The 24022-nt window shown below is 71.1% G+C and carries 22 protein-coding genes, 3 pseudogenes and 2 riboswitches; of the genes and pseudogenes, 12 read left to right on the plus strand and 13 right to left on the minus strand.

Annotated features, from left to right (window positions below):
* Window positions 1-12 precede the first annotated feature (12 nt).
* The 4 genes from SALPAC4_RS0108785 to SALPAC4_RS0108800 form a co-directional block, all read right to left on the minus strand.
* Window positions 13-672, minus strand: coding sequence for a response regulator (locus SALPAC4_RS0108785; RefSeq protein ID WP_019870005.1), 660 nt, complete (start codon window positions 670-672; stop codon window positions 13-15).
* Window positions 669-1823 carry a sensor histidine kinase gene (locus SALPAC4_RS0108790; protein WP_019870006.1) on the minus strand — a complete coding sequence of 385 codons (1155 nt, stop codon included), beginning with the start codon at window positions 1821-1823 and terminating at the stop codon, window positions 669-671. The genes SALPAC4_RS0108785 and SALPAC4_RS0108790 overlap by 4 nt, the downstream gene beginning before the upstream one ends.
* On the minus strand, window positions 1820-2656 hold the full coding sequence (locus SALPAC4_RS0108795) for a CPBP family intramembrane glutamic endopeptidase (RefSeq protein ID WP_019870007.1): 837 nt from the start codon (window positions 2654-2656) through the stop codon (window positions 1820-1822). Before SALPAC4_RS0108795 ends, SALPAC4_RS0108790 begins: the two co-directional genes overlap by 4 nt.
* A gap of 279 nt (window positions 2657-2935) precedes the next feature.
* Window positions 2936-4111 (minus strand): serine hydrolase domain-containing protein, encoded by a 1176-nt coding sequence (locus SALPAC4_RS0108800; protein WP_019870008.1) that lies wholly within the window; start codon window positions 4109-4111, stop codon window positions 2936-2938.
* A 108-nt stretch (window positions 4112-4219) separates the two neighbouring features.
* Here SALPAC4_RS0108800 and SALPAC4_RS0108805 point away from each other — a divergent pair, with 108 nt between their 5' ends.
* A complete protein-coding gene (locus SALPAC4_RS0108805; RefSeq protein WP_019870009.1) occupies window positions 4220-4696 on the plus strand; it encodes a hypothetical protein in 477 nt (158 codons plus the stop codon).
* 19 nt (window positions 4697-4715) lie between these two features.
* On the opposite strand, the pseudogene SALPAC4_RS29205 reads toward SALPAC4_RS0108805, so the two are convergent.
* Window positions 4716-4874 (minus strand): annotated as a pseudogene (locus SALPAC4_RS29205) (IS982 family transposase); the annotation flags it as partial.
* Between the two features lie 137 nt (window positions 4875-5011).
* Here SALPAC4_RS29205 and SALPAC4_RS27925 point away from each other — a divergent pair.
* Both SALPAC4_RS27925 and SALPAC4_RS29210 read left to right on the plus strand, forming a co-directional pair.
* On the plus strand, window positions 5012-5182 hold the full coding sequence (locus SALPAC4_RS27925) for a hypothetical protein (RefSeq protein ID WP_019870010.1): 171 nt from the start codon (window positions 5012-5014) through the stop codon (window positions 5180-5182).
* Window positions 5183-6003: 821 nt separating this feature from the next.
* A pseudogene (locus tag SALPAC4_RS29210) lies at window positions 6004-6135 on the plus strand (IS630 family transposase); the annotation flags it as partial.
* Between the two features lie 327 nt (window positions 6136-6462).
* Here SALPAC4_RS29210 and SALPAC4_RS0108820 read toward each other — a convergent pair.
* Window positions 6463-6855, minus strand: a complete 393-nt coding sequence (locus SALPAC4_RS0108820; protein WP_018217584.1) for an SCO5389 family protein — start codon at window positions 6853-6855, stop codon at window positions 6463-6465.
* A 184-nt stretch (window positions 6856-7039) separates the two neighbouring features.
* A riboswitch (cobalamin riboswitch) is annotated at window positions 7040-7166 on the plus strand.
* Window positions 7167-7265: 99 nt separating this feature from the next.
* Here SALPAC4_RS0108820 and SALPAC4_RS0108825 point away from each other — a divergent pair.
* From SALPAC4_RS0108825 to SALPAC4_RS28920, 6 genes and pseudogenes are all read left to right on the plus strand, one after another.
* On the plus strand, window positions 7266-7757 hold the full coding sequence (locus SALPAC4_RS0108825; RefSeq protein ID WP_019870013.1) for a hypothetical protein: 492 nt from the start codon (window positions 7266-7268) through the stop codon (window positions 7755-7757).
* A 130-nt stretch (window positions 7758-7887) separates the two neighbouring features.
* Window positions 7888-7960: riboswitch (cobalamin riboswitch) on the plus strand.
* A 158-nt stretch (window positions 7961-8118) separates the two neighbouring features.
* The gene (locus SALPAC4_RS0108830; RefSeq protein ID WP_019870014.1) at window positions 8119-9615 is read left to right on the plus strand and encodes a prenyltransferase/squalene oxidase repeat-containing protein; all 1497 of its coding nucleotides are present in this window, start codon (window positions 8119-8121) and stop codon (window positions 9613-9615) included.
* A complete protein-coding gene (locus SALPAC4_RS0108835; protein WP_019870015.1) occupies window positions 9612-10595 on the plus strand; it encodes a hypothetical protein in 984 nt (327 codons plus the stop codon). The genes SALPAC4_RS0108830 and SALPAC4_RS0108835 overlap by 4 nt, the downstream gene beginning before the upstream one ends.
* A complete protein-coding gene (locus SALPAC4_RS0108840) occupies window positions 10588-11736 on the plus strand; it encodes a CbiQ family ECF transporter T component (protein ID WP_019870016.1) in 1149 nt (382 codons plus the stop codon). Before SALPAC4_RS0108835 ends, SALPAC4_RS0108840 begins: the two co-directional genes overlap by 8 nt.
* The gene (locus tag SALPAC4_RS0108845; RefSeq protein WP_019870017.1) at window positions 11733-13364 is read left to right on the plus strand and encodes an ABC transporter ATP-binding protein; all 1632 of its coding nucleotides are present in this window, start codon (window positions 11733-11735) and stop codon (window positions 13362-13364) included. The genes SALPAC4_RS0108840 and SALPAC4_RS0108845 overlap by 4 nt, the downstream gene beginning before the upstream one ends.
* Window positions 13361-14152, plus strand: a pseudogene (locus SALPAC4_RS28920) (ECF transporter S component); the annotation flags it as partial. The gene SALPAC4_RS0108845 and the pseudogene SALPAC4_RS28920, both read left to right, overlap by 4 nt.
* A 24-nt stretch (window positions 14153-14176) precedes the next feature.
* On the opposite strand, the gene SALPAC4_RS0108855 reads toward SALPAC4_RS28920, so the two are convergent.
* The 3 genes from SALPAC4_RS0108855 to SALPAC4_RS0108865 are packed head-to-tail and all read right to left on the minus strand — an operon-like array spanning window position 14177 to window position 17951.
* On the minus strand, window positions 14177-16636 hold the full coding sequence (locus SALPAC4_RS0108855; RefSeq protein WP_019870020.1) for an FtsX-like permease family protein: 2460 nt from the start codon (window positions 16634-16636) through the stop codon (window positions 14177-14179).
* On the minus strand, window positions 16633-17355 hold the full coding sequence (locus SALPAC4_RS0108860; RefSeq protein ID WP_019870021.1) for an ABC transporter ATP-binding protein: 723 nt from the start codon (window positions 17353-17355) through the stop codon (window positions 16633-16635). Before SALPAC4_RS0108860 ends, SALPAC4_RS0108855 begins: the two co-directional genes overlap by 4 nt.
* Window positions 17352-17951 carry a PadR family transcriptional regulator gene (locus SALPAC4_RS0108865; RefSeq protein ID WP_019870022.1) on the minus strand — a complete coding sequence of 200 codons (600 nt, stop codon included), beginning with the start codon at window positions 17949-17951 and terminating at the stop codon, window positions 17352-17354. The genes SALPAC4_RS0108860 and SALPAC4_RS0108865 overlap by 4 nt, the downstream gene beginning before the upstream one ends.
* 175 nt (window positions 17952-18126) lie before the next feature.
* On the opposite strand from SALPAC4_RS0108865, the gene SALPAC4_RS0108870 reads away from it, so the two are divergent.
* Window positions 18127-18534 carry a RidA family protein gene (locus SALPAC4_RS0108870; RefSeq protein WP_018733643.1) on the plus strand — a complete coding sequence of 136 codons (408 nt, stop codon included), beginning with the start codon at window positions 18127-18129 and terminating at the stop codon, window positions 18532-18534.
* Here the strand turns inward: SALPAC4_RS0108870 and SALPAC4_RS0108875 are convergent, their stop codons facing one another.
* A complete protein-coding gene (locus SALPAC4_RS0108875) occupies window positions 18535-18927 on the minus strand; it encodes a winged helix-turn-helix transcriptional regulator (RefSeq protein ID WP_019870023.1) in 393 nt (130 codons plus the stop codon). It lies immediately after the preceding gene.
* 360 nt (window positions 18928-19287) lie between these two features.
* On the opposite strand from SALPAC4_RS0108875, the gene SALPAC4_RS0108880 reads away from it, so the two are divergent.
* The gene (locus SALPAC4_RS0108880; RefSeq protein WP_019870024.1) at window positions 19288-20121 is read left to right on the plus strand and encodes an alpha/beta fold hydrolase; all 834 of its coding nucleotides are present in this window, start codon (window positions 19288-19290) and stop codon (window positions 20119-20121) included.
* A gap of 82 nt (window positions 20122-20203) precedes the next feature.
* On the plus strand, window positions 20204-20674 hold the full coding sequence (locus SALPAC4_RS0108885) for a Dps family protein (protein ID WP_019870025.1): 471 nt from the start codon (window positions 20204-20206) through the stop codon (window positions 20672-20674).
* Window positions 20675-20694: 20 nt separating this feature from the next.
* Here the strand turns inward: SALPAC4_RS0108885 and SALPAC4_RS0108890 are convergent, their stop codons facing one another.
* From SALPAC4_RS0108890 to SALPAC4_RS0108900, 3 genes are all read right to left on the minus strand, one after another.
* On the minus strand, window positions 20695-21834 hold the full coding sequence (locus tag SALPAC4_RS0108890; RefSeq protein WP_019870026.1) for an RNA polymerase sigma factor: 1140 nt from the start codon (window positions 21832-21834) through the stop codon (window positions 20695-20697).
* Entirely contained in the window at window positions 21831-22241 is a 411-nt protein-coding gene (locus SALPAC4_RS0108895; RefSeq protein WP_019870027.1) for a YciI family protein, read from the minus strand. Before SALPAC4_RS0108895 ends, SALPAC4_RS0108890 begins: the two co-directional genes overlap by 4 nt.
* A gap of 155 nt (window positions 22242-22396) precedes the next feature.
* Window positions 22397-23809, minus strand: coding sequence for an alpha/beta hydrolase (locus tag SALPAC4_RS0108900; RefSeq protein WP_019870028.1), 1413 nt, complete (start codon window positions 23807-23809; stop codon window positions 22397-22399).
* Window positions 23810-24022: the final 213 nt, after the last annotated feature.

Genomic DNA, 24022 nt, shown 5'->3' on the forward strand with positions numbered 1-24022 from the left:
CAGGGATAGGTGTCAGGTCACCAGGCCACTCCGGTAGGCGTACACCACGGCCTGCACGCGGTCACGCAGGTCGAGCTTGGTGAGAATGCGTGACACGTAGGTCTTCACGGTTTCCTGGCTGATCACCAGTGTCGCGGCGATCTCACTGTTGGAGAGACCGTCGGCGATGAGACGAAGCACCTCCAGCTCACGTGGGGTTAACGGAATATCGTTCGCGCCGTCCCCCGCGGGCCGGATCCGCGCGGCGTACCGGCCCACGAGCTGACGGGTCACCTCCGGGGCCAGCAGCGCCGCGCCGGTCGCGACCGTCCGGATCCCGTGCAGCAGCTGCGCCGGGGGCGCGTCCTTGAGCAGGAAACCGCTCGCCCCGGCCCGGAGCGCCTCGTACACGTATTCGTCCAGGTTGAACGTCGTCACCACGAGCACCTTGACGGGATGGGCCACGCCCGCCCCGGCGAGCAGGCGGGTCGCCCCGATGCCGTCGAGGATCGGCATCCGCACGTCCATCACCACCACGTCCGGGTGTAGGCGGCCGGCAAGTTCTACCGCCGCTCGCCCATCCCCGCATTCGCCCACCACCTCGAGATCGGGTTGGGCGTCGATGATCGTCGCGAAGCCGGTACGGATCAGCGCCTGGTCGTCGCAGACCAGAACCCGGACCGGGGCGGTCACGCGGGACTCCGTATCGGAATACGCGCCCGCACGACGAAGCCGCCATCCGGCCGTCGTTCCGCACCGAACTCACCGCCGAGTAGGCCGATCCGCTCGTGCAGCCCGGCGAGGCCGCGCCCACTCCCGCCGAGTTGGCCGGTGCCCGACCTCGATCCGTCGGTGCTGACCTCCACGGTGATCGCGTCCGCTGCATAGTGCACCCGGACCACGGTACGGATGCCGGAGGCGTACTTCATGGCGTTCGTCAGGGCCTCCTGCACGACCCGGTACGCCGCGATCTCGGCGTCGCCGATCACACTTCGGGGTCTGCCCTCCTCGACGTACTCAACCGGATGGCCCGCTTCCCGGATCCGCTCCACGAGGCCGTGGAGCTCACCGACGGACGCCGGCACCGGATCAGTGCCGGCATCGGGGTTGAGCAGCTCGAGCAGATGCCGCAGGTCGGTGACAGCTCGCCGGCCCGTCTCCGAGACCGCGGTCAGGGTCTGGTCCAGTCGCTCGGGAGCCGTGGTCAGATACCGTGCCGCCTCGGCCTGCACGACCATCGCTGTCACGTGGTGAGTAACGACATCGTGCAACTCCCGGGCGATGCGGGTGCGTTCTGCGGTACGAGCGGTCTCCGCGGCGTGGCGGCGGCGCGCCGTCTCCGCCTCCCGGGACAGCCGAAGCCAGACCCCGATCCACCACGCGAAGGCCAACACCAGATAGAACGTTACGAAGCCAGCGACTCCCTCCGTCGAGCCAAGCCGATCGAGCGCGACCGCCAGCAGCACGTACGCCGCGGACCCGATAACCGCGACGAAGCGGCGGTGCCGGTCCAGATGAGCGCCCGCGCTCAGCAACGCGACCGGCAGGGCAATGCCCGCGACCGTGTGATAGCCGAGCAACTGGTCGAGCGCGAAGCCGAACGACACCAGGGCGAGACAGCCGGCTGGCCACCGCCGACGCACGACGAGCGGGAGACATTCCAGGGCGACCACCGCGATCGCCAACGTGTCCAGGGAGCGAGTCGGCAGATTGCCGAGCTGCGTCCCAGGGACGTGGAGCGCCGGTATCAGCGAGGCCGCGGCGAGCAGCAATGGGAACGGCAGATCCCGGACCACAACGTCGGACGATCGCCAACGGTCCAGGAGTTGCCCAGGACCGATCATCGGGGCAGCTTAGCGCCGGTGCTGGCCAGGCTCCCGCGTCGGGCAGCGGGCACGACCTCGCCCCGCCGGCGGGCCAACGACATGAACACGACGGTCAGTCCGGCGCCGGCCAGTACCGCGAACAAACTCGCCTCCGGCCCGAACTCGCCGCCGCTGATCGCGGCCGGCCCCATCAGCACGCTCTCCAGCAACCCCACCGTCTCACTATTACCCGACACAGCGGTGCCGAAGATCCCGGCCTGGGTAAAGTTCCAGCCAAAATGCAGCCCGATCGGCAGCCACAGGGTGCGGGTGGCCGCATAGGCGGCGGCGAGCATTCCGCCGGCCTCGATCGCGATGGCAACCGAGCTCCACAGGCTGGCGTTGGGGTTGAACAGATGCAAGATCCCGAACAACAGACCGGTCAGAATCAACGCAGCCCACGTACCGATTCGCTGCTCGACGATCCGAAACAGAATTCCCCGGAAGATCAATTCCTCCGTCACGGCCGCAGCGGCCATGACACCGAAAAGTGTCACCATGCCCGTCGGGGAGCCCCAGCCAACAACCCGATAGCCACCGAACAGCGCAATGCTCCCGACAACGACCGCGAACATCCCAACTCCGATCAGCACCCCCCGACCGACCGCGGCACCGGCTCCGGCCCGGGAGACCTCCACGGGAGCCCGCCGCTCGGTTCGACGCACCGCCCACCGATAGGCGAGCACCGCTAGCACGGCCGTCGCAGCGCCGAGCGCCAGCGTCAACAACGGGTTCCCGGTGGCCGCGGTGACGCCGAGACCGCCAACAAGGGCAACCGGCACGACGGCTCCCAACTGCTTCAAAAGCCGCATGTCAACTCCTTCGCGAGAAACCATGGCAACGCGCCACAGCCGTGCTCAACGCTAAGGACTCGCAACCCCGAAATCGTCACCACAACGAGGACATCTGCGGGTAGCTCGCACGAGGGACAACGCGGGCCCCGGACCCTCGCCAACCCGCTTATCGTGACTGGACTACGTACTCGAGTTGTTTCCCTTACCCAGACCTCCACGAGGTCGGCTACAGAACTGCGTCAAGCCGCGACATCGCCTTCAGGCCCAGCCACGGGTCCGGCCGGCGGAGCCACTGATTCAGACTGTCTCGTGGGAGAGAACCGACTGGAGGGCCTTGATCAGGCCCGTCGTCCCGGGGTCCGGAGCCATGGTGACGCGCAGCCCGTTCGTCACGTACCCGAAGGCGATCCCACTGGCCGGGTCGGCGTAGCCGAGTGAGCCGCCGTGCCCAGGGAAGCCGAAGGCGGTCGGTGACCACCAGGGCTGTTCCGGCAGGGGCAGGCCGAAGCCGAGCGCCGGCCGGGTCGGCACCCGCAGCACCTGGTCAACGCCGTTGGCCTGTTCGCGGGTGGCGGCGGCGAGGGTGGCCGGGTCGAGGATCCGGACGCCGTCAACCTCGCCGATCAGGCCCGCGTAGAAGCGGGCCAGGGACGAGGCGGTGCAGATGCCGTTCACCGCGGGGATCTCCGCCGCCCAGGTACGCGGGTCGGTGAGGTCGAGCGGCGGGTCGGTCACCGCCATCGACCGGACCGCCAGCGACGTCGGGTCGGTGCACGCGGCCACCGCCTCCCGTAGCGCTGCCGGCATCGCCTCGGGGGCGACGGGCGGGGCGACCGGCTGCTCGGTGATCCGGGCGACCCGGTGCGCCTCCGCGGCGGGCAGGCCGATCCAGAAGTCCAGGCCGAGCGGGGTGGCGATCTCGTCGGCGAAGTAGGTGCCGAGGCTACGGCCGGAGACGCGGCGTACCACCTCGCCAACCAGCCAGCCGTAGGTGAGCCCGTGGTAGCCGTGCGCCGTTCCCGGCGGCCAGGCCGGTGCCTGGGCGGCCAGGGCGGCGACGACCGACTCCCCGGTGAGCGCCGCCGTCAGCGGGACCGGACGGTCGAGCACCGGCAACCCCGCCTGGTGGGACAGGAGCCAGCGGACCGGAATGCCGCCCTTGCCGGCTGCGGCGAACTCCGGCCAGTACGCGGCCACGGGGGCGGCCAGGTCGAGCTGCCCGCGCTGGGCCAGCAGGTGCGCGCAGGCGGCGGGTCCGCTCTTGGTGGCCGAGTAGACAAGTTGGAGGGTGTCCTCCCGCCACACGCGGTCGGTGTCGGGATCGGCGACCCCACCCCAGAGCCGGACCACCTCCCGGCCGTGCCGGTAGACGCTGAGGGCGGCACCGATCTCGGAGCCTGCTTCGAAGTTCGCCTGGAATGCCGCTCGGACGGGCTCGTATCCCGGCGCGACGGCGCCGTGTGTCACGGGCATGGATTCCCTCCGGAGTTCCGGGCTCCGGGTACCAGCCACCCGAAGCAATGTCGTCAAGACAGCCTTACTAGGCTTGTCAGGCAACCCTGACAAGCCTATGCTGATTGAATGACGGACGAGATGGTTCCGGGGCATGCTGAGCTCGTCGGATTCCGGCTGCCGGACGGGGTGCTGAAGACGGATGCCACGGCGCCGGCCGACGCCGTCGGCTACCGGGCCGGATGCAGCTGCGGCTGGCTCGGCAGCCGGGACTACCCGGTCGCCGACGAGGGACGCTGGCTGGCCACCGCCGAGTGGAGCGGGCACATCCGGCCCCTCCTGGCCGTCACTCCGCCCGGCTGGCTACTCACCCGCTCCGACACGCTGCGGGAGGGCGTCGCCGAACTGACAACCACCTGGCCACTACAGGCGCTCGGCATCCTCGCCCAGGTGGAGCGCTGGCAACGGCCCCTCATCGAACAGGCCGTGGCCCAGGCGCGGGCGACCGGACTCTCCTGGACCGAGATCGGTAACGCGCTCGGCATCAGCCGCCAATCCGCACACGAACGCTTCCGCAACATAGCCCCACCGAAGCCACCCAGCTAGTGCCGTGACCACACCTGCCTCGACCGCGCTTGTTGTAGCCCGGTCGCTGCGGCAGGTACGGGAACATACCGGCCAGGTGGATACGGGCGTAGCGGATCCAGTGCGTCTCCGATCAGGCGCCGAGCAGGACCTGCGCCACGGCCAGGCAGCCCAGTTCGGAGTCGGTCAACAGCGGAGGCAATCGACCAGCGGCTGGCCGAGGCGGGCCAAGCGTACGCCAAGCGCGAGATCAGTCTCGTCACGCTTAAAGCGATCGAGAAGCGGGCGCGCAACGAGCGGCGAGACCCGAAAGAAGAGGTTGCCCAGGCGGCGCGGTTGCAGGCGCTGCCGGCGACGACGCCGGAGGAGTTGGCCGAGTGGTGGGTGGACACCCCGCCGGAGCGGCGGCGGGAGATGCTGACGCTGGTCCTGGAGCGGCACATCGTGAAGCCGGCACGCCGCGCCGGAGTGGTCGAAGCGGACCGGTTGAAATTCGTCTGGAAGTAGTTGCCACCCGGGTGTAGCGTTGCGCTCCGGCGAGCGACAAAGGGTGACGCACTGTCCGCAATGCGCGTTACTGTCATCAATAGTAGATACAAAACGAATCCAAATAAAATAGTTAGGGACGCCTGGATGGACAACTCCGAACGGATCGTATGCTTGAGCTGCGGTCAGGACTGTCAGACGTGGTACCGGGTTCGCGAGGACGGTCGCGTATTTCTGCTTTGTCCGGAGTGCGATTCGATCTGGCTGCCCGGCGACGACCGCTACGGTCGACCGACAGGTTTTCTTGACGACCTGTTCGGTCCGCAGCCAAAGTTCTTCAACGCGTGGGCCCTAATTGAAGAGTGCGACCCACCTCTGCTTGACTAGTCGCATCACCGACAGGGACGCAGCAAAGTCGTGACGTTTTCTGACGCCGCCAGGTGCGCCGTAGTCGCCGGCTACCGCTCATACCTGCGACCACTGAAGGGCTCGCCGACGCGCTGGCAGCAACAGCACTCGTCACCGGCCCCTCTCAATTCATGCTGTTCTATCAGCCCTTTCGGCTGGACCTTCGATCGCGGACCCGCCTCCGGCGACAACGACATCATTCGCCTGCTGCAGCACCGTCCAGTCGCTGGCCTGACGACCAGTTTCGACGCCGCCGGCAGCTAGTGCCGTGACCACGAACGTTCACGGTGTTGGTTGACACGCCGTCAGGCCTGCCGGCCGGGCGGTGTCGTGGTGGTCAGGCTGTGGCGGTGGCAGAACTCGTTCGCGTTCGGCGGCTCAGTGACCAGGAGGGTCAGCAGCTACTGAGGATCATTCGTAGAGGTACCGGCTCGCAGGCCTACCTGCGCTGGCGCAACGCCAACGCCCGCCACCCCGACATCCTCGCCGCCCAACGCCGCGAACGCGCCCGAATCCGCAGCGAACGACAACGACGCTGGGGCCAGCCAGCTACCCGAGCAGCCTGACCACAACACCGTGAACGTTCGTGGTCACGGCACTAGCCGACATCTCGGCTCTACTGACGGGCTCCAGGAAGTCGCGGACGTGGATGGCCACGTGGTGTTGAGGTCAGGTCGATGCCGTTGGGGTCAGTCCCGTTCCCGGCGCTGCAGCGCCCACCGGTTGAAAATCCGCCGAGCCACCCGCGACCGCGCGGACCGAAAGAGACCGACGCGACAGGTGAGGCTCGATAAACACACGTATGATTATCCCGGCCGGCGGCGGCCGATCGGGGGTGCCCGGCGGGCCAGCGGAGATAGCTCACTCCGCCGGCCCGCCGGGCAGCAACCGGATCAACAGTTGCGCAGCTCGGGAGACTGGTTGAGCAGCTGACCGCGGACGGAGATGAAGCGGCGATAGGTTTCTGAGTCCACTGCAGAGTGTCGGAACGCCGCGACCCGGTGACAGTTCTGGAAGGCCAGCTTGACACCGAAGTGACGCTCGAGGCTGGACCGGATGGCATCACTGGCCAGCGCGCGCAGGAGCTGACCCCGCTCCTCCTCGGTCGGCGGCGGGACGACGTTGTCGGCGAACTCGGCGTCGGAGGACGCCAACTCCGCCGCCACCCGGCTGACGGTCTGCCAGGCGTACGGCAGGGAGTCGCGGACGCAGGAGACGAAGGCGTCGTCGTCAACTGGGCCCGACTCGGCGGAGCGCAACAGGTCCGGTGGCACGGTGAGAGACATGATCCTCCTCGAGTGACAATGATCATGGTTTTCATTACCGTTGCGTGCTGAGCACACCACGCAACGTCCACCACGTCAATGACGCCACCGGGTGGGCTCGGTCGGAATCGGCCGATTCGCGCTTCATGGCGTGCCCACCGCAGCCCGTTTGACAGCGCTGCTCGCACCGGCTCAGACTGTCGCGACAACTCAACCCCAACGCGTGTGTGCGGGGGAAGTCCGGTCAAAGTCCGGCGCTGGCCCGCAACGGTAGGCCGTCGAGATGCATCCCGACGGCGAGCCCGAATACCCGCCACGCTCGCGCATCCCTACCCACCCGTCGTGGCCCACGGGTCGGAGGCCCCGACCCGACGTTGACCAGCAGCGGCCGGCCCGGGTTCTGACGACCGCAGGGCGGAAAGGCACTCCTGATGGTCGTGTCCCACCTCCGAAACACCGTCCGCACCCGCGTCGCCGGCCTGTTGGCCGCCGCCGTCGCCGGGATCGCCCTGACCGCTGTCGAGCCCGCCCCCCAGGCCGCGCGCGCCGACGCCTGTGCCGGCACCACGGGCGTCACCGTCGTGATCGACTTCACCGCGTTCGGTGGCGACGTCGAGGTCGCCTGCGCCCCCGGCGACCCGGACACCGGGCTGGCCGCCATCCAGGACGCCGGCTTCGCCGTCGAGGGCACCCTCCGATGGGGACTTGCCTTCGTCTGCCGACTCGGCGGCCTGCCCACCCCGGATGTCGAGCCCTGCATCGACACCCCGCAGGCCAGCGGATACTGGTCGTACTGGCACGCGCCCCGGGGCGGTGACTGGGAATACAGCGACAAGGGCGTGCTCAACTACGACCCGGCCCCGGGCAGCGTCGAGGGCTGGTCCTACGGCGCCAGCGAGCCGCCGAGCATCCCCGCCCCCTGAGCCACACCGACGGTGTGACCAGTGGCGCACCTGGGTGCTCGTCTCGGGCTCTGGCGTCGTCGCACGCCTGGGCGATACGGTGACGGGCGCCCGGTGCACACCGGGGCACAACTGCATAAGTCCCGCGTGGGGGAAAGCCGGTGCGACGCCGGCGCTGACCCGCAGCCGTGAGCGAAAGAACCCTTTCGCGAGCCGGAATGCCCCGCCCGGGACGAGCGGCTTCCACTGTCGAGGTCTACAGGGTGAAGTCCGGTCAAGCCGAGGTCCGTCCACCCCGCTCACCGCAGCACGCGGAGCGGGGTTTTCGTTCCCCGGGGTGCTTGCCGGAGCTCACCGACTCCGCTACGAAAGGCACCCCCTCATGGCCCTGTCCCGGCGCCTCGCCACCGGTCTCGGCGTGGCCGCGGCAACCACTCTCGCCGCGGTAGCCGCCGCTCCCCCAACCGTGGGGGCGGCACCCGACCCGGACCACGCCGCCGCGGCCAGCGCGGCCGCGTCCTGGCTGGCCGACGAGTTCACCGACGGCGTCCTGCCCGGCCCGTTCGCCCCGGAGGACTGGGGGCTGACCATCGACGGCCTCCTCGCGCTCACCGCCACCGGGGTGGACCTGTCGACCCAGCAGGCGGCGACCGCCCAGGTCGCGGCGAACGTACGCGCCTACAACAGCTACGACCACTGGGGCATTGAGGGCTTCACCGACGGCGGGGCGACCGCGAAGCTGCTCTACGCCGCCTCCGCCGCCAACGCCGACCCCACCGACTTCGGCGGCTACGATCTACGGACCGAGACCCTGTCGCTGCTCGCCGGAGCGGATACCGACCACCAGCGGGGACGGATCACCAGCCGGACCACCCCGCAGACCGGCGCAGACCCCAGCAACACCTTCGACCAGTCCTTCGCCGTGCTGGGCCTGACCCGCAGCGGCGGCGTCCCGCAGGACGCGGTGGACTTCCTCATCCGGCAGCAGTGCGCGGCGGGCGGCTTCCGCCTCTACCCGGACATCGCCGGCGAGCCCTCGCCGTCCTGCGACGAGGAGCCCGACGCCACCCTTGATGTCGACTCGACCGCGATGGCCGTGCAGGCGCTGCTGAGCGCCGCCGAGGCCGGTGCCACCGGCGCGGGCGACGCGGCCGACGCGGGCGCGGACTGGCTGGTGTCCCAGCAGCACGCCGACGGATCGTTCGAAGGCTCCGGACCGACCCCCGGGAAGAACTCCAACAGCACCGGCCTGGCCGGGCAGGCGCTCGCGGCGGCCGGCCGGGACCCGGCGGCCGCCGAGGCGGCGGTGGCGCTGGCCGCGCTCCAGCTGACCGCGGCCAACGGCGGGGCGGCTGCCGCGGAGGCGGGTGCCATCGCCTACAACACCGACGGGCTCGCCGCCGCCGTCGCCAACGGGCTCGCCGACAACGACCGGGACCAGTGGCGTCGGGCCACCGCCCAGGCGCTGCTCGGGCTCGCCCAGGTGCCGCTGGGTCGCATCGGCCTCGACCCGCTGCCAACCGGGCAGCCCACCCCGACCGGCACCGCCTCGCCGACCGCGTCACCCACCGCCTCGCCGACCGCCACCGGATCGCCGACACCGACCGGTACCGCCAGCCCGACGCCGAGCGCCACCGTCAGTCCGACGCCGAGCGCCACCGGGACCGTCCCGTCGGCGACACCCTCCGCCACCACCGCGCCGCCGACCACCACCGCGTCGCCGACCAGCAGCGCTCCGGTGACGCCGACGTCGAACACCTCCAGCCTGGGTGGGCTGCCCACCACCGGCGCCGCGATCACCAGCTACGTGCTGCTCGCGGTGTTGCTGCTCGGTGGGGGCGTGGGGCTGCTCATTCTCGCCCGTCGGCGGGCGAATTGAGCCGCCGGACACTCCGCGGCGCGGCGGCCGTCGCCCTGGTCGCCGCCGGCTCGGTGATCGGGCCGGGGAGCCCGGTGGCGGCCGCCGGGTCCGCCGGCTACTGCCCGGACGCCGCCGGGGTCACCGTCGTGGTCGACTTCAACGAACTCGGGGGCGGGACCGTGGTCCGCTGCGCCCCCGGCAGCCAGGCCACTGGGCTGGCCGCGCTGAAGAGTGCCGGCTTCCAGATCACCGGCACGCTGCGCTGGGGCGAGGGATTCATCTGCCGGATCGAGGGCAAACCGTCGGCGGACGCGGAAAAGTGTGTCGACACGCCGCCGGCCAGCGCCTACTGGTCGTACTGGCACGCCCCGAACGGGGGCAGCTGGACCTACAGCGACAAGGGGGTGCTGAACCGTACGCCCCCGGCGGGAAGCTTCGAGGGCTGGTCGTTCTCCCTCAACCGCGACCCCAACGACGCCCCCCGCCCGGGGGTAACCCCGAGCCGCCCCGCACCGCCGCCGCCACCGCCCGCCTCGCCACCGGCACCGCCGGCAAGCGACGTACCGGTGGCACCGCCGCCGGCGGGCGGGGATGGCGCGCCGCCACCCGCCGACGGCGGTCAACCCGGTGCCGCCGATCCAGGCCAGCACGGGGCGACGGACGGCGGCCAGCCCGGTGCCGCCGATCCGGGCCAGCCCGGTGCGGCGGATGGTGGCCAGCCCGGTGCCGCCGGCGGGCCGGCCCAGACCGCTGGCCCGTCGACTTCGGCCGCCGCCACACCGACGGCCAGCGCGGCCGGCCTTCCGTCCCCGGAGACTGCCACCGCCTCAGCCCAGCAAGGCTCCGCCGACGAGCCCGTGCTGACCGACGCCGTCGCCGCCCGCGAGGAGGGGGGCGTGCCGCTGGGCACGCTGACCGGGGTGCTGCTGCTGGCCATGCTGACCGCCGGAGGCCTGGTCGCTGCCCGGCGACGGCGGGCCGCCGACCCAGATGACTGACGCCGCGGTGGACCGCTCCACGACCGCCGATCGGTGGTCGGCCCGCTGGTCCGCCTGGCGACTGCCCCGCGGGCTGCACCCGGGCGCCTGGTGGCTGTGGGCGCTGGGGCTGGCCACCGCGGCCAGCCACACCACCAACCCGCTGGGGCTCACCCTGCTGGTCGCGGTCGCCGCGCTGGTGGTCGTACAGCGACGCGGGCACGCCCCCTGGGCGCTGGCGTTCCGGATGTACGTCTGGCTCGGTGTGGTGATCGTCGCGATGCGGGTGGTGTTCCGGATCGTCTTCGGCGGCGGGCAGGGCGAGTACGTGCTGGTCCGGTTGCCGGAGATCCCGCTGCCGGAGTGGGCGGCCGGTATCCGACTGCTCGGGCCGGTCGCCGCCGAGCAGGTCCTCGGTGGCTTCTACGACGGGCTGCGGTTGGCGACGATGCTGATCTGCCTGGGGGCGGCGAACGCCCTGGCTAACCCGAAGCGGCTCCTCAAGGCCGTACCGGGAGCGTTGTACGCGGTGGGCACGGCGGTGGTGGTCGCCCTGTCGGTCGCCCCGCAGCTGGTGGAGAGTGTGCTGCGGGTCCGGCGGGCCCGCCGGCTGCGGGGTGCGTCCGGGCGGGGGACGCGGGCGTTCCGGGGGGTCGCGCTGCCGGTGTTGGCCGACGCGTTGGACCGGTCGCTGGCGCTGGCCGCGGCGATGGACTCGCGTGGCTACGGCCGGACCGCGGCGGTCCCCGCCGGGCAGCGGGCGGTCACCGGCACGCTGGTCCTCGGCGGCCTGCTCGGGGTCTGCGCCGGCACCTACGGGCTGCTCGACACCGTCGGCCCCGGCTATCTGGGGCTGCCGCTGCTCCTCGCCGGGCTGGCCGCCGCCGTGGGCGGCATGCTGCTGGCCGGCCGCCGGGTCCGCCGCAGCCGCTACCGGCCGGACCGCTGGCGGCTGGCCGAGCTGCTCGTGGCCGGGTGTGGGATCGCCGCGGCCGGCCTGACCGTGCTGGCCGGCACGGCCGACCCGGAGCTGCTCTACCCCCCGGTCAGCCCGCTCACCTGGCCCGAGCTGACCCCCATGCTGCTGCTCGCCGTCGCCGTCGCGGCCGTACCGGCCTGGCTCGCGCCGCCGCCGACACCTGTCCCGAGAGATCACACATGATCACATTTGACCGGGTGACCGTCCGCTACACCGAGGACGGGCCGCCGCCGCTTCGCGACGTGACGCTGACCGTCGAGGAGGGGGAGCTGTGCCTGGTCGCCGGGCGTACCGGGGCCGGCAAGTCGACCCTGCTGCGGGCGATCAACGGGTTGGTGCCGCACTTCACCGGCGGCACCCTGCACGGCTCGGTCACCGTGGACGGCCGGGACACCCGCCGGCACCCGCCCCGCGACCTCGCCGATGTGGTCGGCGTGGTCGGCCAGGACCCGCTCTCCGGATTCGTCACCGACACCGTCGAGGAGGAGTTGGCGTACGGGATGGAGCAGCTCTCCCTGCCGCCGGCGGTGATGCGCAAGCGGGTGGAGGAGACGCTGGACCTGCTCGGCATCGCCGAGCTGCGCGACCGGCCACTCCGGACCCTCTCCGGTGGGCAACAGCAACGGGTCGCCATCGGCGCTGTCCTCACCAGCCACCCCCGGGTCCTGGTGCTCGACGAGCCCACCTCCGCGCTGGACCCCACGGCCGCCGAGGAGGTCCTCGCCGCGGTCACCCGGCTGGTCCACGATCTCGGGGTCACCGTGGTGCTGGCCGAGCACCGGCTCGAGCGGGTCATGCAGTACGCCGACCGCCTGCTCTACCTGCCCGGCGACGGGCGGGTGGTCAACGGGCCACCGGCGGCGGTGCTGGCCGGCGTGGAGCTGGCCCCACCCCTGGTCGAGCTGGGTCGCCTGGCCGGCTGGGACCCACTGCCGCTGTCGGTACGCGATGCCCGCCGCCGCGCCGCCGAGCTGCGTGGTCGGCTCGGCGGGGGGGCACCTCCCGCGCCGGCTCCCGCCCCGGACCCGACGACGGCGCTGAGCGCGCGGAAGATCGTCGTACGGTATCCGGGCACCGTGGCCGTGGCCGGCGTCGATCTCGACCTCCAGGTTGGCCAGGTCGTCGCCCTGATGGGCCGCAACGGTTCCGGAAAGTCCAGCCTGCTCTGGGCCGTGCAGGGCAGCGGCCCCCGGCAGGGCGGCGCGGTGACCGTCACCGGCGCGGCGGGGGCCGTCGACCCGAAGAGCCTGCCGGCGCACCAGGCCCGCCGGCAGGTCGGGCTGGTTCCGCAGACCCCGGGCGACCTGCTCTACCTGGAGACGGTCGACGGCGAGTGCCACCAGGCCGACCAGGAGACCGCGGCGGCGGCCGGCACCTGCCGCACCCTGCTGGACCAGCTCACCCCCGGCCTGCCCGGTGACCGGCACCCGCGGGACCTCTCCGAGGGGCAACGGCTGGCGCTCGCGCTCGCGGTGCAGCTCACCGCCGCCCCGCCGGTGGTGCTGCTGGACGAGCCGACCCGCGGCCTGGACTACCTCGCCAAGCGGCAATTCGTCGCGCTGGTGCGGGGGCTGGCCACCGCCGGGCGTGCCGTGGTGGTGGCGACGCACGACGTGGAGCTGGTCGCGGCGCTGGCGGACCGGGTGATCGTGATGGCCGACGGTGAGATCGTGGCCGACGGCAGCACCGCGGAGGTCATGCTCGCCTCGCCCGCCTTCGCCCCGCAGGTCGCCAAGGTGCTGGCCCCGGCGCCGTGGCTGACGGTGGATCAGGTCGCCGCCGCGCTGGTGGCGGAGCGGGAGCCGGCGTGAGTGTTCTGCGGGTCGCTCCGCGCACCGCCGTGGTGCTGGTGCTCGCGTCGGTCGCCGCGCTGGCCACCTTCACCTGGCCACTCTTCGTCCCGGTGCAGCCGGAGAACACCGCCCGCGCCGGCGAGGCGCCGCTGGTCTTCGTCGTCATGTTGCCGGTGCTGGTGGCGTTGGTGCTGGCGGAACTCACCTCCGGTGGGATCGACAGCAAGGCCCTGGCGATGCTCGGGGTGCTCGCCGCGGTCAACGCCGCGCTGCGCCCGCTCGGTGCCGGTACCGCCGGGATCGAGACGGTGTTCTTCCTGCTGGTCCTCGCCGGCCGAGTCTTCGGACCGGGGTTCGGCTTCCTGCTCGGCTCCACGTCGCTGTTCGCCTCCGCGTTGCTCACCGCCGGGGTCGGCCCCTGGCTGCCGTTCCAGATGCTCGCCGCCTCCTGGGTGGGGCTCGGCGCCGGCCTGCTTCCCCGCCGGCCCCGCGGTCGCGCCGAGGTCGCTCTGCTGGCCGGGTACGGCGCGCTCGCCGCCTACGGCTACGGGCTGCTGATGAACCTCTGGTTCTGGCCGTTCAGCGCCGGTGCGGAGACCCAACTCTCCTACGTGGCCGGCGCGCCGGTCCTGGAGAACCTGCACCGCTTCGTCGTCTTCACCGCAGTGACCTCCACCTTCGGCTGGGACACCGGACGGGCGATCACCACCGCCGTGCTGATCGCCCTCGCCGGCCCGGCGGTGCTCGCCGCGCTGCGCCGCGCCGCCCGCAAGGCCGCCTTCGATGCTCCGGTGACCTTCGCCGCCCCCGGGCCGGGACTGTCGGCGTCGCTACCGGCTTCGCTCCTGCCTCCGCAGGCGGGGAAGCCCGCCGCGGGCCAGCCCAAGGGCCGCGACGATCGCCAGCACGGGTGGGACCAGCACCACCGCCAGCAGGGCGGGCCAGGGTACGTGCCAGCGCAGCTCGACGTTGAAGCCGACGTAGGCCGCCGCCGGCCCGATGCCCGAGATCAGGCCGAGCAGGGTTCCGGCGCCGACGATGAACCCGGCCTGGGCCGCGGCGATGCGCCGACGGGTACGTCCGGTGGCGCCGACCGCCGCCATGGTGGCTAGGTCGGGGCGGAGTTCGGTCGCCGCCAGCCCGACCGCCACGGTGCTGGCGACCAGGGTGACCAGGACGCTCACCCCGGCCAGCAGGTAGAACATGGTGGTGCTGCGGCGGGTGTCCGAGCCGAGCTCGGCCGCCGCGACGGTGGCCGGCGAGTGCGACCTACCGGCGGCGAGCTGCGCCTGCAGCAGCACCGCGTTCGCCCGTGCCAGCTCCGCATCGGAGGGTGTGCGGCTCGAGTCGATGACCACCTGCCGAGGCTGGGTGTCCAGCCCGAGGCGCTGCGCGGTCGCGGGTGAGACCACCAGGCCGGGAAGCTTGGCGAAATATTCCTGTTGGGCGGCCACGACGGCCGGCAGCGAGGTGGCTGCCGCCGAGGTGGGCGCCGCCGAGCCGGGCGCCGACCCGTGAGACAGCAGGGTGACCTGACCGCTCTCCGCCAGGGCGTCGTTGAAGACCACCGCGTCGCCCTGGTCCAGGGCAGCCACCTCGGCGGTGGTGGCGGCCCGGCCGGTCACCAGCCGCACGACCTCCGCCCCGCCGACGGCGATGTCGCGCTGCTCGTGGGCGCGAAACACGGTGGGATCGGTGGTGCTGTCGGAGAGGTCCCGGAACACAGTGGGATAGAAGTTACTGACTGTCCGCAGTGGCACGACGGCGCGGGCCGGCAGGGACGCGGCCAGCCGCGCCAACCCGGCTGGCCCCAGCAGGTCGGCGAGCTCCGCTGGCACCAGGACCTGACCGGTCCGCGCCTCCACCTGGGTGGGGGTGGCGACACCACGGGCCCCGCCGGCCAGGGCGAGCGCGACGCTACCGGCGACGGCGCCGAGCACCGCGGCCATCGCCGCGGCGGTGCGGAGCCGATGCCGTACGGCGTGGCGCAGTGCCAGCCGGGCCGGCATGGGCAATACCCGTGCCAGGGGCGCGCTCACCCGTACCAGCGCGGGTGTGCACATGACGACGCCGAGCAGCAGGGCGACGCCGCCGGCGGCGAGCACAGCCGGTTGACCCTCCGGGTTGGCGGAGACCAGCAACGCGACGGTGGCGACAGCGATCAGCCCCACGCCGGCCACCAGCGCGACCTGGTCCAACCGGGACTGATCCCGCTGGCCGCCCAGGGCACCGCGCAGGGGTCGCCCCCGGAGGGCGCGCGCCGGCAGCACCGCCGCCAGGACCGCCAGCAGCAGGGTGACCACCGCGGCTCCCGCCACCTGCCCAGCGGGGATCGACACCTCGGTCAACGGGTGGTCGGCGATGCGCTCGATGAGCGGGCCGGCCAGGGCGAAGGTCGCCAGCCCCAGGAGTACCCCGGCGGTCGCGGAGATGGCACCGAGCAACATTCCACCGGCGACGACCACCTTGCGGACCTGCGCAGCGGTGGCACCGGCGGCGGCCACCAACGCCAACTCCCGACGTTGCCGGGCGGCGCCGACGGTAAAGGCCGCACCAACCAGGAGCACGACCTGGGTGCCGGCGAAGCTCACCACGACCACCGTCGCCGCCGCCTCGATCCGACGTTCCGCAGCGCTGGGGGCACTCCGTTCCCAATACGAGCTGGGCTCCGGCGGCGACCACCCGCTGCCCGGCGGCAGCTGCACCATCAGCTTGCCGCCCGCCGCGGAGAGCGGGGCATCGTTGGTTACGAGCAGCCCGGCGGCGCCCAACGACCGGCTCCAGTCGATCAGCCCGACCACGGTGAGCTCCCGCTGCGGCATCCCGGCGGTCAGCCGGCCGCCCACCTCCAGGCCCAGCTCGTCGGCCATCGAGCGGGTCAGCGCCACCTCGGCCGGCCCGGCGGGGGCCCGGCCGGACCGGAGCACATACCGGCCCTGGTTCAGCGGGTGCTCCGGGTCGGTCGCCTCGTAGTCCGACACGCGCAGGTCGTCCGGGCCGCGGACTACCGTGCGGGCCTGCGTCAACCCGAGGGTGCGGCTGCCCGACGGCAGGGTGGCCACGATCGGGCTGCCGGCGTCAACGATCAGGTCGGACTGGCCAAACGTGAAGGTGGCGTTCTGCGCCGAGGTGCCGCTGAGGTTGCTCCAACTCGCCAGCAGGACGGTGCCGGCGTACGCGGGGACGAAGAGCATCAGCACTATCAGCGCGCTCCGGGCCCGATGGCGCAGCGCGGAGCGGCGGGTGATGCGCAGCGCGATTCGCCACGAACCGAACCGACCGGCGCTCACGACGGCTCCGTCAGCAGCCGCCGGGCGTCGTCACGCTCCGGGGTGGCGTCCACCAGCCGCCCGTCTCGAAGAAAGACCGTACGGTCGGCCCAGCCGGCGTACCGCGCCTCGTGTGTGACCAGCACACCCGCCGCCCCGGCATCGATCCGCGCCCGCAGGACCTGCAACACCGCGAGACTGGTCCGCGAGTCGAGGGCACCGGTCGGCTCGTCCGCCAGCACCAACCGGCGCTCGCCGACCAGGGCGCGGGCGATCGCCACCCGCTGCTGCTGCCCACCGGAGAGCTGATCGGGAAACCGGCCGGCGACCTCGGGCAGGCCCACTTCGTCCAGCGCGGTGACAGCTGCCGCGCGCGCCGCCCGCGCACTGCTGCCGCCGAGCTCCAGCGGCAGGGCGACGTTCTCCGCCGCGGTCAGGTCGGTCACCAGGTTTAAGTCCTGGAACACGTAGCCGATGCGGTCCCGGCGTAGGTGGGCCACCGCCGTCGAGTCGAGCCCGCCGAGCCCAACCCCCGCCACCTCCACCGACCCGGAGGTGGGCACCTCCAGACCACCGGCGATGGAGAGCAGGGTGGACTTCCCCGAACCGGACGGCCCCATCACCGCGACCAGTTCACCGGCTCGAACGGTCAGGCTGACACCGGCCAAAGCCCAGACCGAGCCCTCGCCGGCCCGGTAGACCCGTTCCACCTCGGCCAGCCGCAACACCACATCGCTCACCGCCGGACCCGCCCCGACTCGGCGGCATCCGCTGGGATCGGCGCCGGCGCAGAGGCGGCCCCGGGTCGGGCGTATCGCCGCCGCAGCACCGTCCCCTCTACATGGTCGAGCCACCGGAGCTCGCCCTCCAGGGCGAAAATCAAGTAATCGAGAAACATCGACCACGTGAGGTCAACGTCCTCGTTGGCCTGTCGGCGCAGGTCGGTGTAGTCCCGTAATTGCCGCATCGACTCGGTGCGCTGCTGCTGCACCACGATCGTGATGTCGACGCTCGGATCCTGCGTGGCCATCGCCAACTTGATCGCCAACTCGTTGCGGGGGCGCTCCGTCTCGGTGACCGGGGTGAGGTACCAGTCGGCGAGCGCCGCCCGCCCCGGCTCGGTGAGCGCGTACAGCTCTCGCCCCTGGTCGTCCGTGCCCGCGGTGGCGACAAAGCCGTCCCGGACCAGGCGGTCCAGGGTGGTGTAGATCTGACCGACATTCACCGCCCAGCTGCCACCGGTACGCGTGTCCAGCTCTGTTCGGAGCTGGTACCCGTATTTCGGACCGTCCACGAAGAGGGCCAACAGCCCCCACCGCACCGCGTTTCGCTGCATGGCCGGAACTTACCAGGTAACTACTTACTTAGTATCTCCCCGACACCGGATGCGGCTCGAGTAGCTGGTTACCGAAAGGTTCTTGGGGTTCGGAAAAGTGCCTTCTTCCCTGCATACGATCGGTTTCCTATGGTGTTCTAGTAACCGAAAGAGAGCGAAGAAGGAGGCGGTCATCATGGCCGTAACCCTGGTCAACCCGAGCGGACTGCCCGTGGTCGACGTGTACCGGCAGGTGTCGGTGGCGACCGGTTCCAAGCTGGTTCACGTCGCTGGGCAGGTCGCCTGGGACGCGGACGGTAATACGATCGGCGAAGGCGACCTGGCCGCCCAGGTCGAGCAGTGCTATCTCAACGTCGGCACCGCACTGGCTGGCGTCGGGGCGTCCTTCGCCGACGTGGTGAAGCTGACCGTGCATGTCGTCGACTGGACCCCGGACCGGATGCCGGAGCTGCTCGAGGGCATCCGGCGGGCGTCAGCCAAGCTGGGCACCACACCCATAGCTCCGGCCTCACTGTTCGGGGCCGCGGCATTGGATATTCCCGAACACCTGGTCGAGGTTGAGGCGACCGCCGTCCTCGACTGATCACCCCTGCGAGGTGTCGAAGCGACGCCGCGACGACTCGATGTGGCTGAAGTAGCGCTGAGTCCAGCCACACATGCCGTCAACGACGCTACGTAGTGCCTCACCCGCCCCGGTAAGGGTGTACTCGACCCGGGGCGGGATGGTGGGATACACGGTTCGCTCGACCAGGCCGTTGCGTTCCAGCATCCGCAGGTTCTGGGTGAGCATCTTGTGGCTGATGCCGCCAACCTCGTCGCGTAGTTCACCGAAACGCATGGTGCGTTGTCCGAGGAACTCGATGATCAGGAATGCCCACTTGTTGGCCACGTCAGAGAAGATCTCTCGTGCCAGCGAGTCCGCACGCGCCAGATCGGTTTCTGGCAGCAGACCGCTCGCCTCGCTTCTGTCACCCATCCGCTCACTCTCTATCAGATCCTCAGTAACTACAAGAGAGCAAAGGCGAGACGGGGGCAAGGGCCGCCAACGCAGGCACCCCTGCCGCAACGACGACGGCATACCCACGGCGCGGACGCCGCGACCGCAGTAGCGCCGGTCGGCGGCGATCAGCGCATGTCCGTGAATCGCCTCGCCTGTTGACGGCGGCGAGGTGGACGGCCTGAAGCTCTCGCCAACAGGGCAGGGCTCCCGACGGTTTGGTCGTATGACGCTCGTCACCGCGGGTATATCAAGAAAAGCTAGCGCTGAGAACGTTCGTTCTCTATCGTGGTACCCAACGAAGAGAACGAAGGTTCTCCCAAACTTGAGGGGTTTACCGTGCCGTACATCACTGTGGGAACCGAGAACAGCACCAACATCGACCTGTACTACGAGGACCACGGTCAGGGACAGCCGGTGCTCCTCATCCACGGCTACCCCCTGGACGGGCACTCCTGGGAGAAGCAGTCCGCGGCCCTACTCAAGGCCGGATACCGGGTGATCACCTATGACCGGCGGGGCTTCGGTCAGTCCAGCCAGCCCACCGCCGGCTACGACTACGACACCTTCGCCGCCGACCTGAACACCGTGCTGGAGACCCTCGACCTCACCGACGTGGTCCTGGTCGGCTTCTCGATGGGCAGCGGCGAGGTGGCCCGCTACCTCGGCCGCTACGGCTCCGCCCGCATCGCCAAGGCCGCGTTCCTGGCCTCGCTGCAACCGTTCCTGCTGCAGACCGACGACAACCCCACCGGCGTGCCCCAGGACGTCTTCGACGGCATCTCCGCCGCCGTCACCGCCGACCGCTACGCCTACTTCACCGACTTCTACCGCAACTTCTTCAACACCGACGACACCCTCGGCACCCGCCTGTCCGAAGAAGCGCTGCGCAACAGCTGGAACATCGCCGCCGGCGCGTCCTGGTACGCCTCCAGCGCCGCCGTGCCCACCTGGGTCACCGACTTCCGCGCCGACCTCCCCAAGATCGACGTACCCGCGCTGATCCTGCACGGCACCGCCGACAACATCCTGCCCATCGACGCCACCGCCCGCGAGTTCCACAAGCAGCTACCCGACGCCGACTACGTCGAGATCAACGACGCACCCCACGGCCTGCTCTGGACCCACGCCGACGACGTCAACCAGGCCCTCCTGACCTTCCTCGCCAAGTAACCCCCGCCGCGGAAGCGCACAAGATCGTCGCCGACTCCACTCTCGTAGCTCCACCCCGACCACGCTGAAAAGAGATCCGTTGATGTCCACGACCACCGCCCCCGCCGTGCAGCCCGCACCCACTCCCGGCGCTGTCGGCGTCATCCTGCGGCAGACCCTCATCGACCTTCTCGACCTCGCCCTTCAGGTCAAACAAGCCCACTGGAACGTCACCGGGCCTCGATTCCTGCCCCTACACCAGCAACTCGACGCCCTCGCCACCACCACACGTGAACACGCCGACACCATCGCCGAACGCGCCGCCGCCATCGGCGCACCACCCGACGGACGCGCCACCACCATCGCCGCCACCAGCCGGCTACCTCAGTTGGACGCCGGCGTGCTACCGGACGACATCGCAATCGACAAGATCGACGACCTCCTCACCACCACCGCCACCGGAATCCGCCAGGCGATCGAGGCCACCGCCGACGACCCCATCACCCAGGACCTGCTCATCACCGCCGGCCATGCCATCGAACACCAAGCCTGGCTCCTACGCTCCCAGCGTTAACCCGTCGACCGCTCCGATGATCAGGGCCGGTAGTTGAGTCGGGCAGCCTGTCGCATGAGGTGGTCCCGCTCGGGGAGGCTCAGCGCCGAGCGGGCAGCCTCGGCGTAGAGCCGGGCCGCGGTTACCAGGTCGCCCGCCCGCTCGTGCAGGTACGCCGCGGCGGCGGTGTGCCGGGGCAGGGCGGGGTCAAGCCCCACCAGGGCGGCCAGGCCGAACTCCGGGCCGTCGGCCTCCCCGAGCGCGACCGCCCGATTGAGCCGGGCCACCGGGCTGTCGGTGAGGCGCACCAGTTCGTCGTACCACTCGACGATCTGCCGCCAGTCGGTCTCCTCAACCGTCCGGGCGTCGGCGTGCAGGGCGGCGATGGCGGCCTGGGCCTGAAACTCTCCCAGCCGGTCGCGGGCGAGGGCGTTCTGGAGCACCTCGACCCCCTCGGCGATCAGGTGGTGGTCCCACCGGCTGCGGTCCTGCTCGGCGAGGGGCACCAGCCGGCCGTCCGGGCTGGTGCGCGCCGGACGCCGCGCGTGGTGCAGCAGCATCAGCGCCAACAGGCCCGCGACCTCCTCGTGGTCGATCTGGGCGGCTAGTTGACGAGTGAGCCGGATCGCCTCGGCGGCCAGGTCGACATCCCCGGAGTAGCCCTCATTAAAGACCAGGTAGAGCACGCGCAACACCGTGGCGACATCCCCGGGCTGGTTGAGGCGGACACCCGAGACCACCCGCTTGGCCCGGCTTATCCGCTGGGACATGGTCGCCTCCGGCACGAGGTAGGCCCGGGCGATCTGACGCGTGGTCAGGCCGCCGACCGCGCGCAGCGTGAGCGCGACGGACGAGGTTGGGGTCAGCGCGGGGTGCGCGCAGAGGAAGTACAGCCACAGCGTGTCGTCCACCACCTCGGCCGGCCCGGGAACCGGCTCGCCCTCGACGCGTACCTCGCGCCGCCGCCGGGAGGTGTCGGCGCGGGCGGCATCGAGGAACTTGCGCCAGGCCACCGTGATCAACCAACCCCGGAGGTCCTGCGGCGGACCCTCCGGCCCCCCGCGCACCGCCTCGACCAGGGCGTCCTGCACGGCATCCTCGGCCGCCGCGAAATCCGCCCCGCGCCGGACGAGGACACCGGTCACCGCTGGTACGAGGTCCCGCAGCAGCTCCCCGTTCACTCCGGCACAGCCGCCGGAACGCCGTAGAACGGTCGGACCTCCAACCATTCGTGGATTGGCCTACCGCCCGGCCCGGGCGCCGCCGACAGCTCCCCCGCCAGCTCCACCGCACGGTCCCACGAATCGACGTCGATGATGTACCACCCGGCGATCAGGTCCTTGGTCTCGACGAACGGCCCGTCGGTAACCGGTGGCCGCCCCTCGCCGTCGTACCGCACGAAGGCGCCGTTCGGCGACAGTGCCTGGGCGTCAACGAGTTCGCCCGTCTCCTCCAGCCGCGCTCCGAAGTCATGCATGAACCGCATGTGTGCGTCGACCTCATCCGGCGTCCACTGGTCCATCGGCGCCCAGTCCACAGCGGGCTTCGGACCACCCCGGTAGTGCTTGAGCAGCAGATACTTGGCCATCAGCTTCTCCCGACGAGGCGACATCTCCGGCGGTAGCTCCACGCGGGAGCGGGCAGACCCCACGCCCCCGCGCGGACACTACTGCGAACTCAGCGATCAGGTCGCCTGCCGCACGGGACCAGCAGCGACTTCTTGCCGGCCCGCCGCGGCAGGAGTCAGGCCGCCGCGCACCGCGTACCGGGGGCGGGCAGCGTCAGGTCCACGAGGTAGCGGTCCACCACGGCCCTCGTGCAGTCGGTGCGCTTGTAGGTGCCGTGGCCCCAACCCTCGTACGTCACCAGGCGGCCGTGCCGGCCAAGGTGCTGGGCGACGTTGGTGGCCCAGTTGTAGCCGGTACGGGGGTCGTGCAGGGCGTTGAGCAACAACAGCGGAGTGCGCGTCCGCACCTGCGGTACGTGCGGTGGGTTCCGGACCGGCGACGGCCAGCCGAGGCAGGTCTGCACCGCCAGCAGCCCACCGCCATACCGGATGTCCGGCGCGGCGGCCGCGGCCTCCCGGACCAGGCGGGCGTACTCGGTGTAGTCGCGGACCGGGACGGGCCGGTCTGCGCAGAAGGCGGCTACGGAGAGGGAGAGATCCAGCTCGGGGGGCGGGGAGCCGGCCTCCATGTCCCGCACGGCGACCGCCAGGTCCGACCAGCGCGGACCGGCAAGCAGCCCGAGCGCCACGGCGGTGACGTCGAAGGCGGTACGCGGGGCGTACTCACCCCGATCCGCGCGGGCCAGCACCTCGGCCCAGACCGCCCGCACGTCCCGACCGTGCAGTACGCACTCGGTTGACCGGTCGCACCAGGAGACGAACTCGTCGAACGAGTCCTGCAAGGTGGCTGCCTGCGTCCGCACGAAGGAGCGCACGCCGAGGCTGTGGTCGAACACGCCCTCCAGCACGACGGCTCGCGCCCGGTGCGGGTACCGCTCGGCGTACTGCTGGCCCAGCAGGGTGCCGTAGGAACTGCCGTGGAAGGAGATCTGTCGCTCGCCCAGTGCTCGCCGCAACGCCTCCAGATCGCGCACCGTGCTGAGCGTGTCGGCGTGGTCAAAGACCGGAGTGGTCGGCCGGCACCGCTCCCAGAACGCCTGGTTGTAGGCCACCATGGCATCGAAGTCGGCCTGGCTGCCCAGCGGGACCGGCGGCTTGGGCAGGCTCGGATCCGGGGTGCAGACCGGCTCGGCGCTGCGCTCCACCGTACGCGGGTCGAAGCTGACCACGTCGAACCGGTCGAGCAACTCGTCGCTGAACCGACTCCCCTCAAGAATACGCTGCACTCCGGAGTCTCCCGGGCCGCCCGGCCCGAACACCAGCGTGCCCACCCGTTGCTGCGACTCCCGCGCGGGCCGACGCGCCACGGAAAGCTCGAACGTCGGGCCGTGCGGTCGAGCCCAGTCCACCGGCAGGCGGAGCTGGGCGCACTCCACCTCGTCGTTGAGGGCGACCGCGGCCGAATCGTCGTGGCATTCGCCCCAGGCGAGGGTGGGCGGCGCGGGGGCAGGGTCGGCGCGGGCCGGTGCGGGTGATCCGGCGAGAACGGCCAGGGCGACGACCCCGACGGTCAGCGTACGCACGGGCATGGATCCTCCAGACGGTTTGAACGTCCGCCCACCCTCCGCCCGTACCCAACTCCGAAGCATCGGGTGAATACCCGGATGAAACCCGGATCTCGGTCGGTGAACGTCGGAAACCCGATAGCGACAAAGCCCACGGCAAATGTCACGCACAGTCACTTGTGGATGAGGGGTGCATCAAATATCCTCCTACCCAACCAGATCGAGCTGGTTGACTGG

It is taken from the genome of Salinispora oceanensis (assembly GCF_000383575.1).
Lineage (GTDB): Bacteria > Actinomycetota > Actinomycetes > Mycobacteriales > Micromonosporaceae > Micromonospora > Micromonospora oceanensis.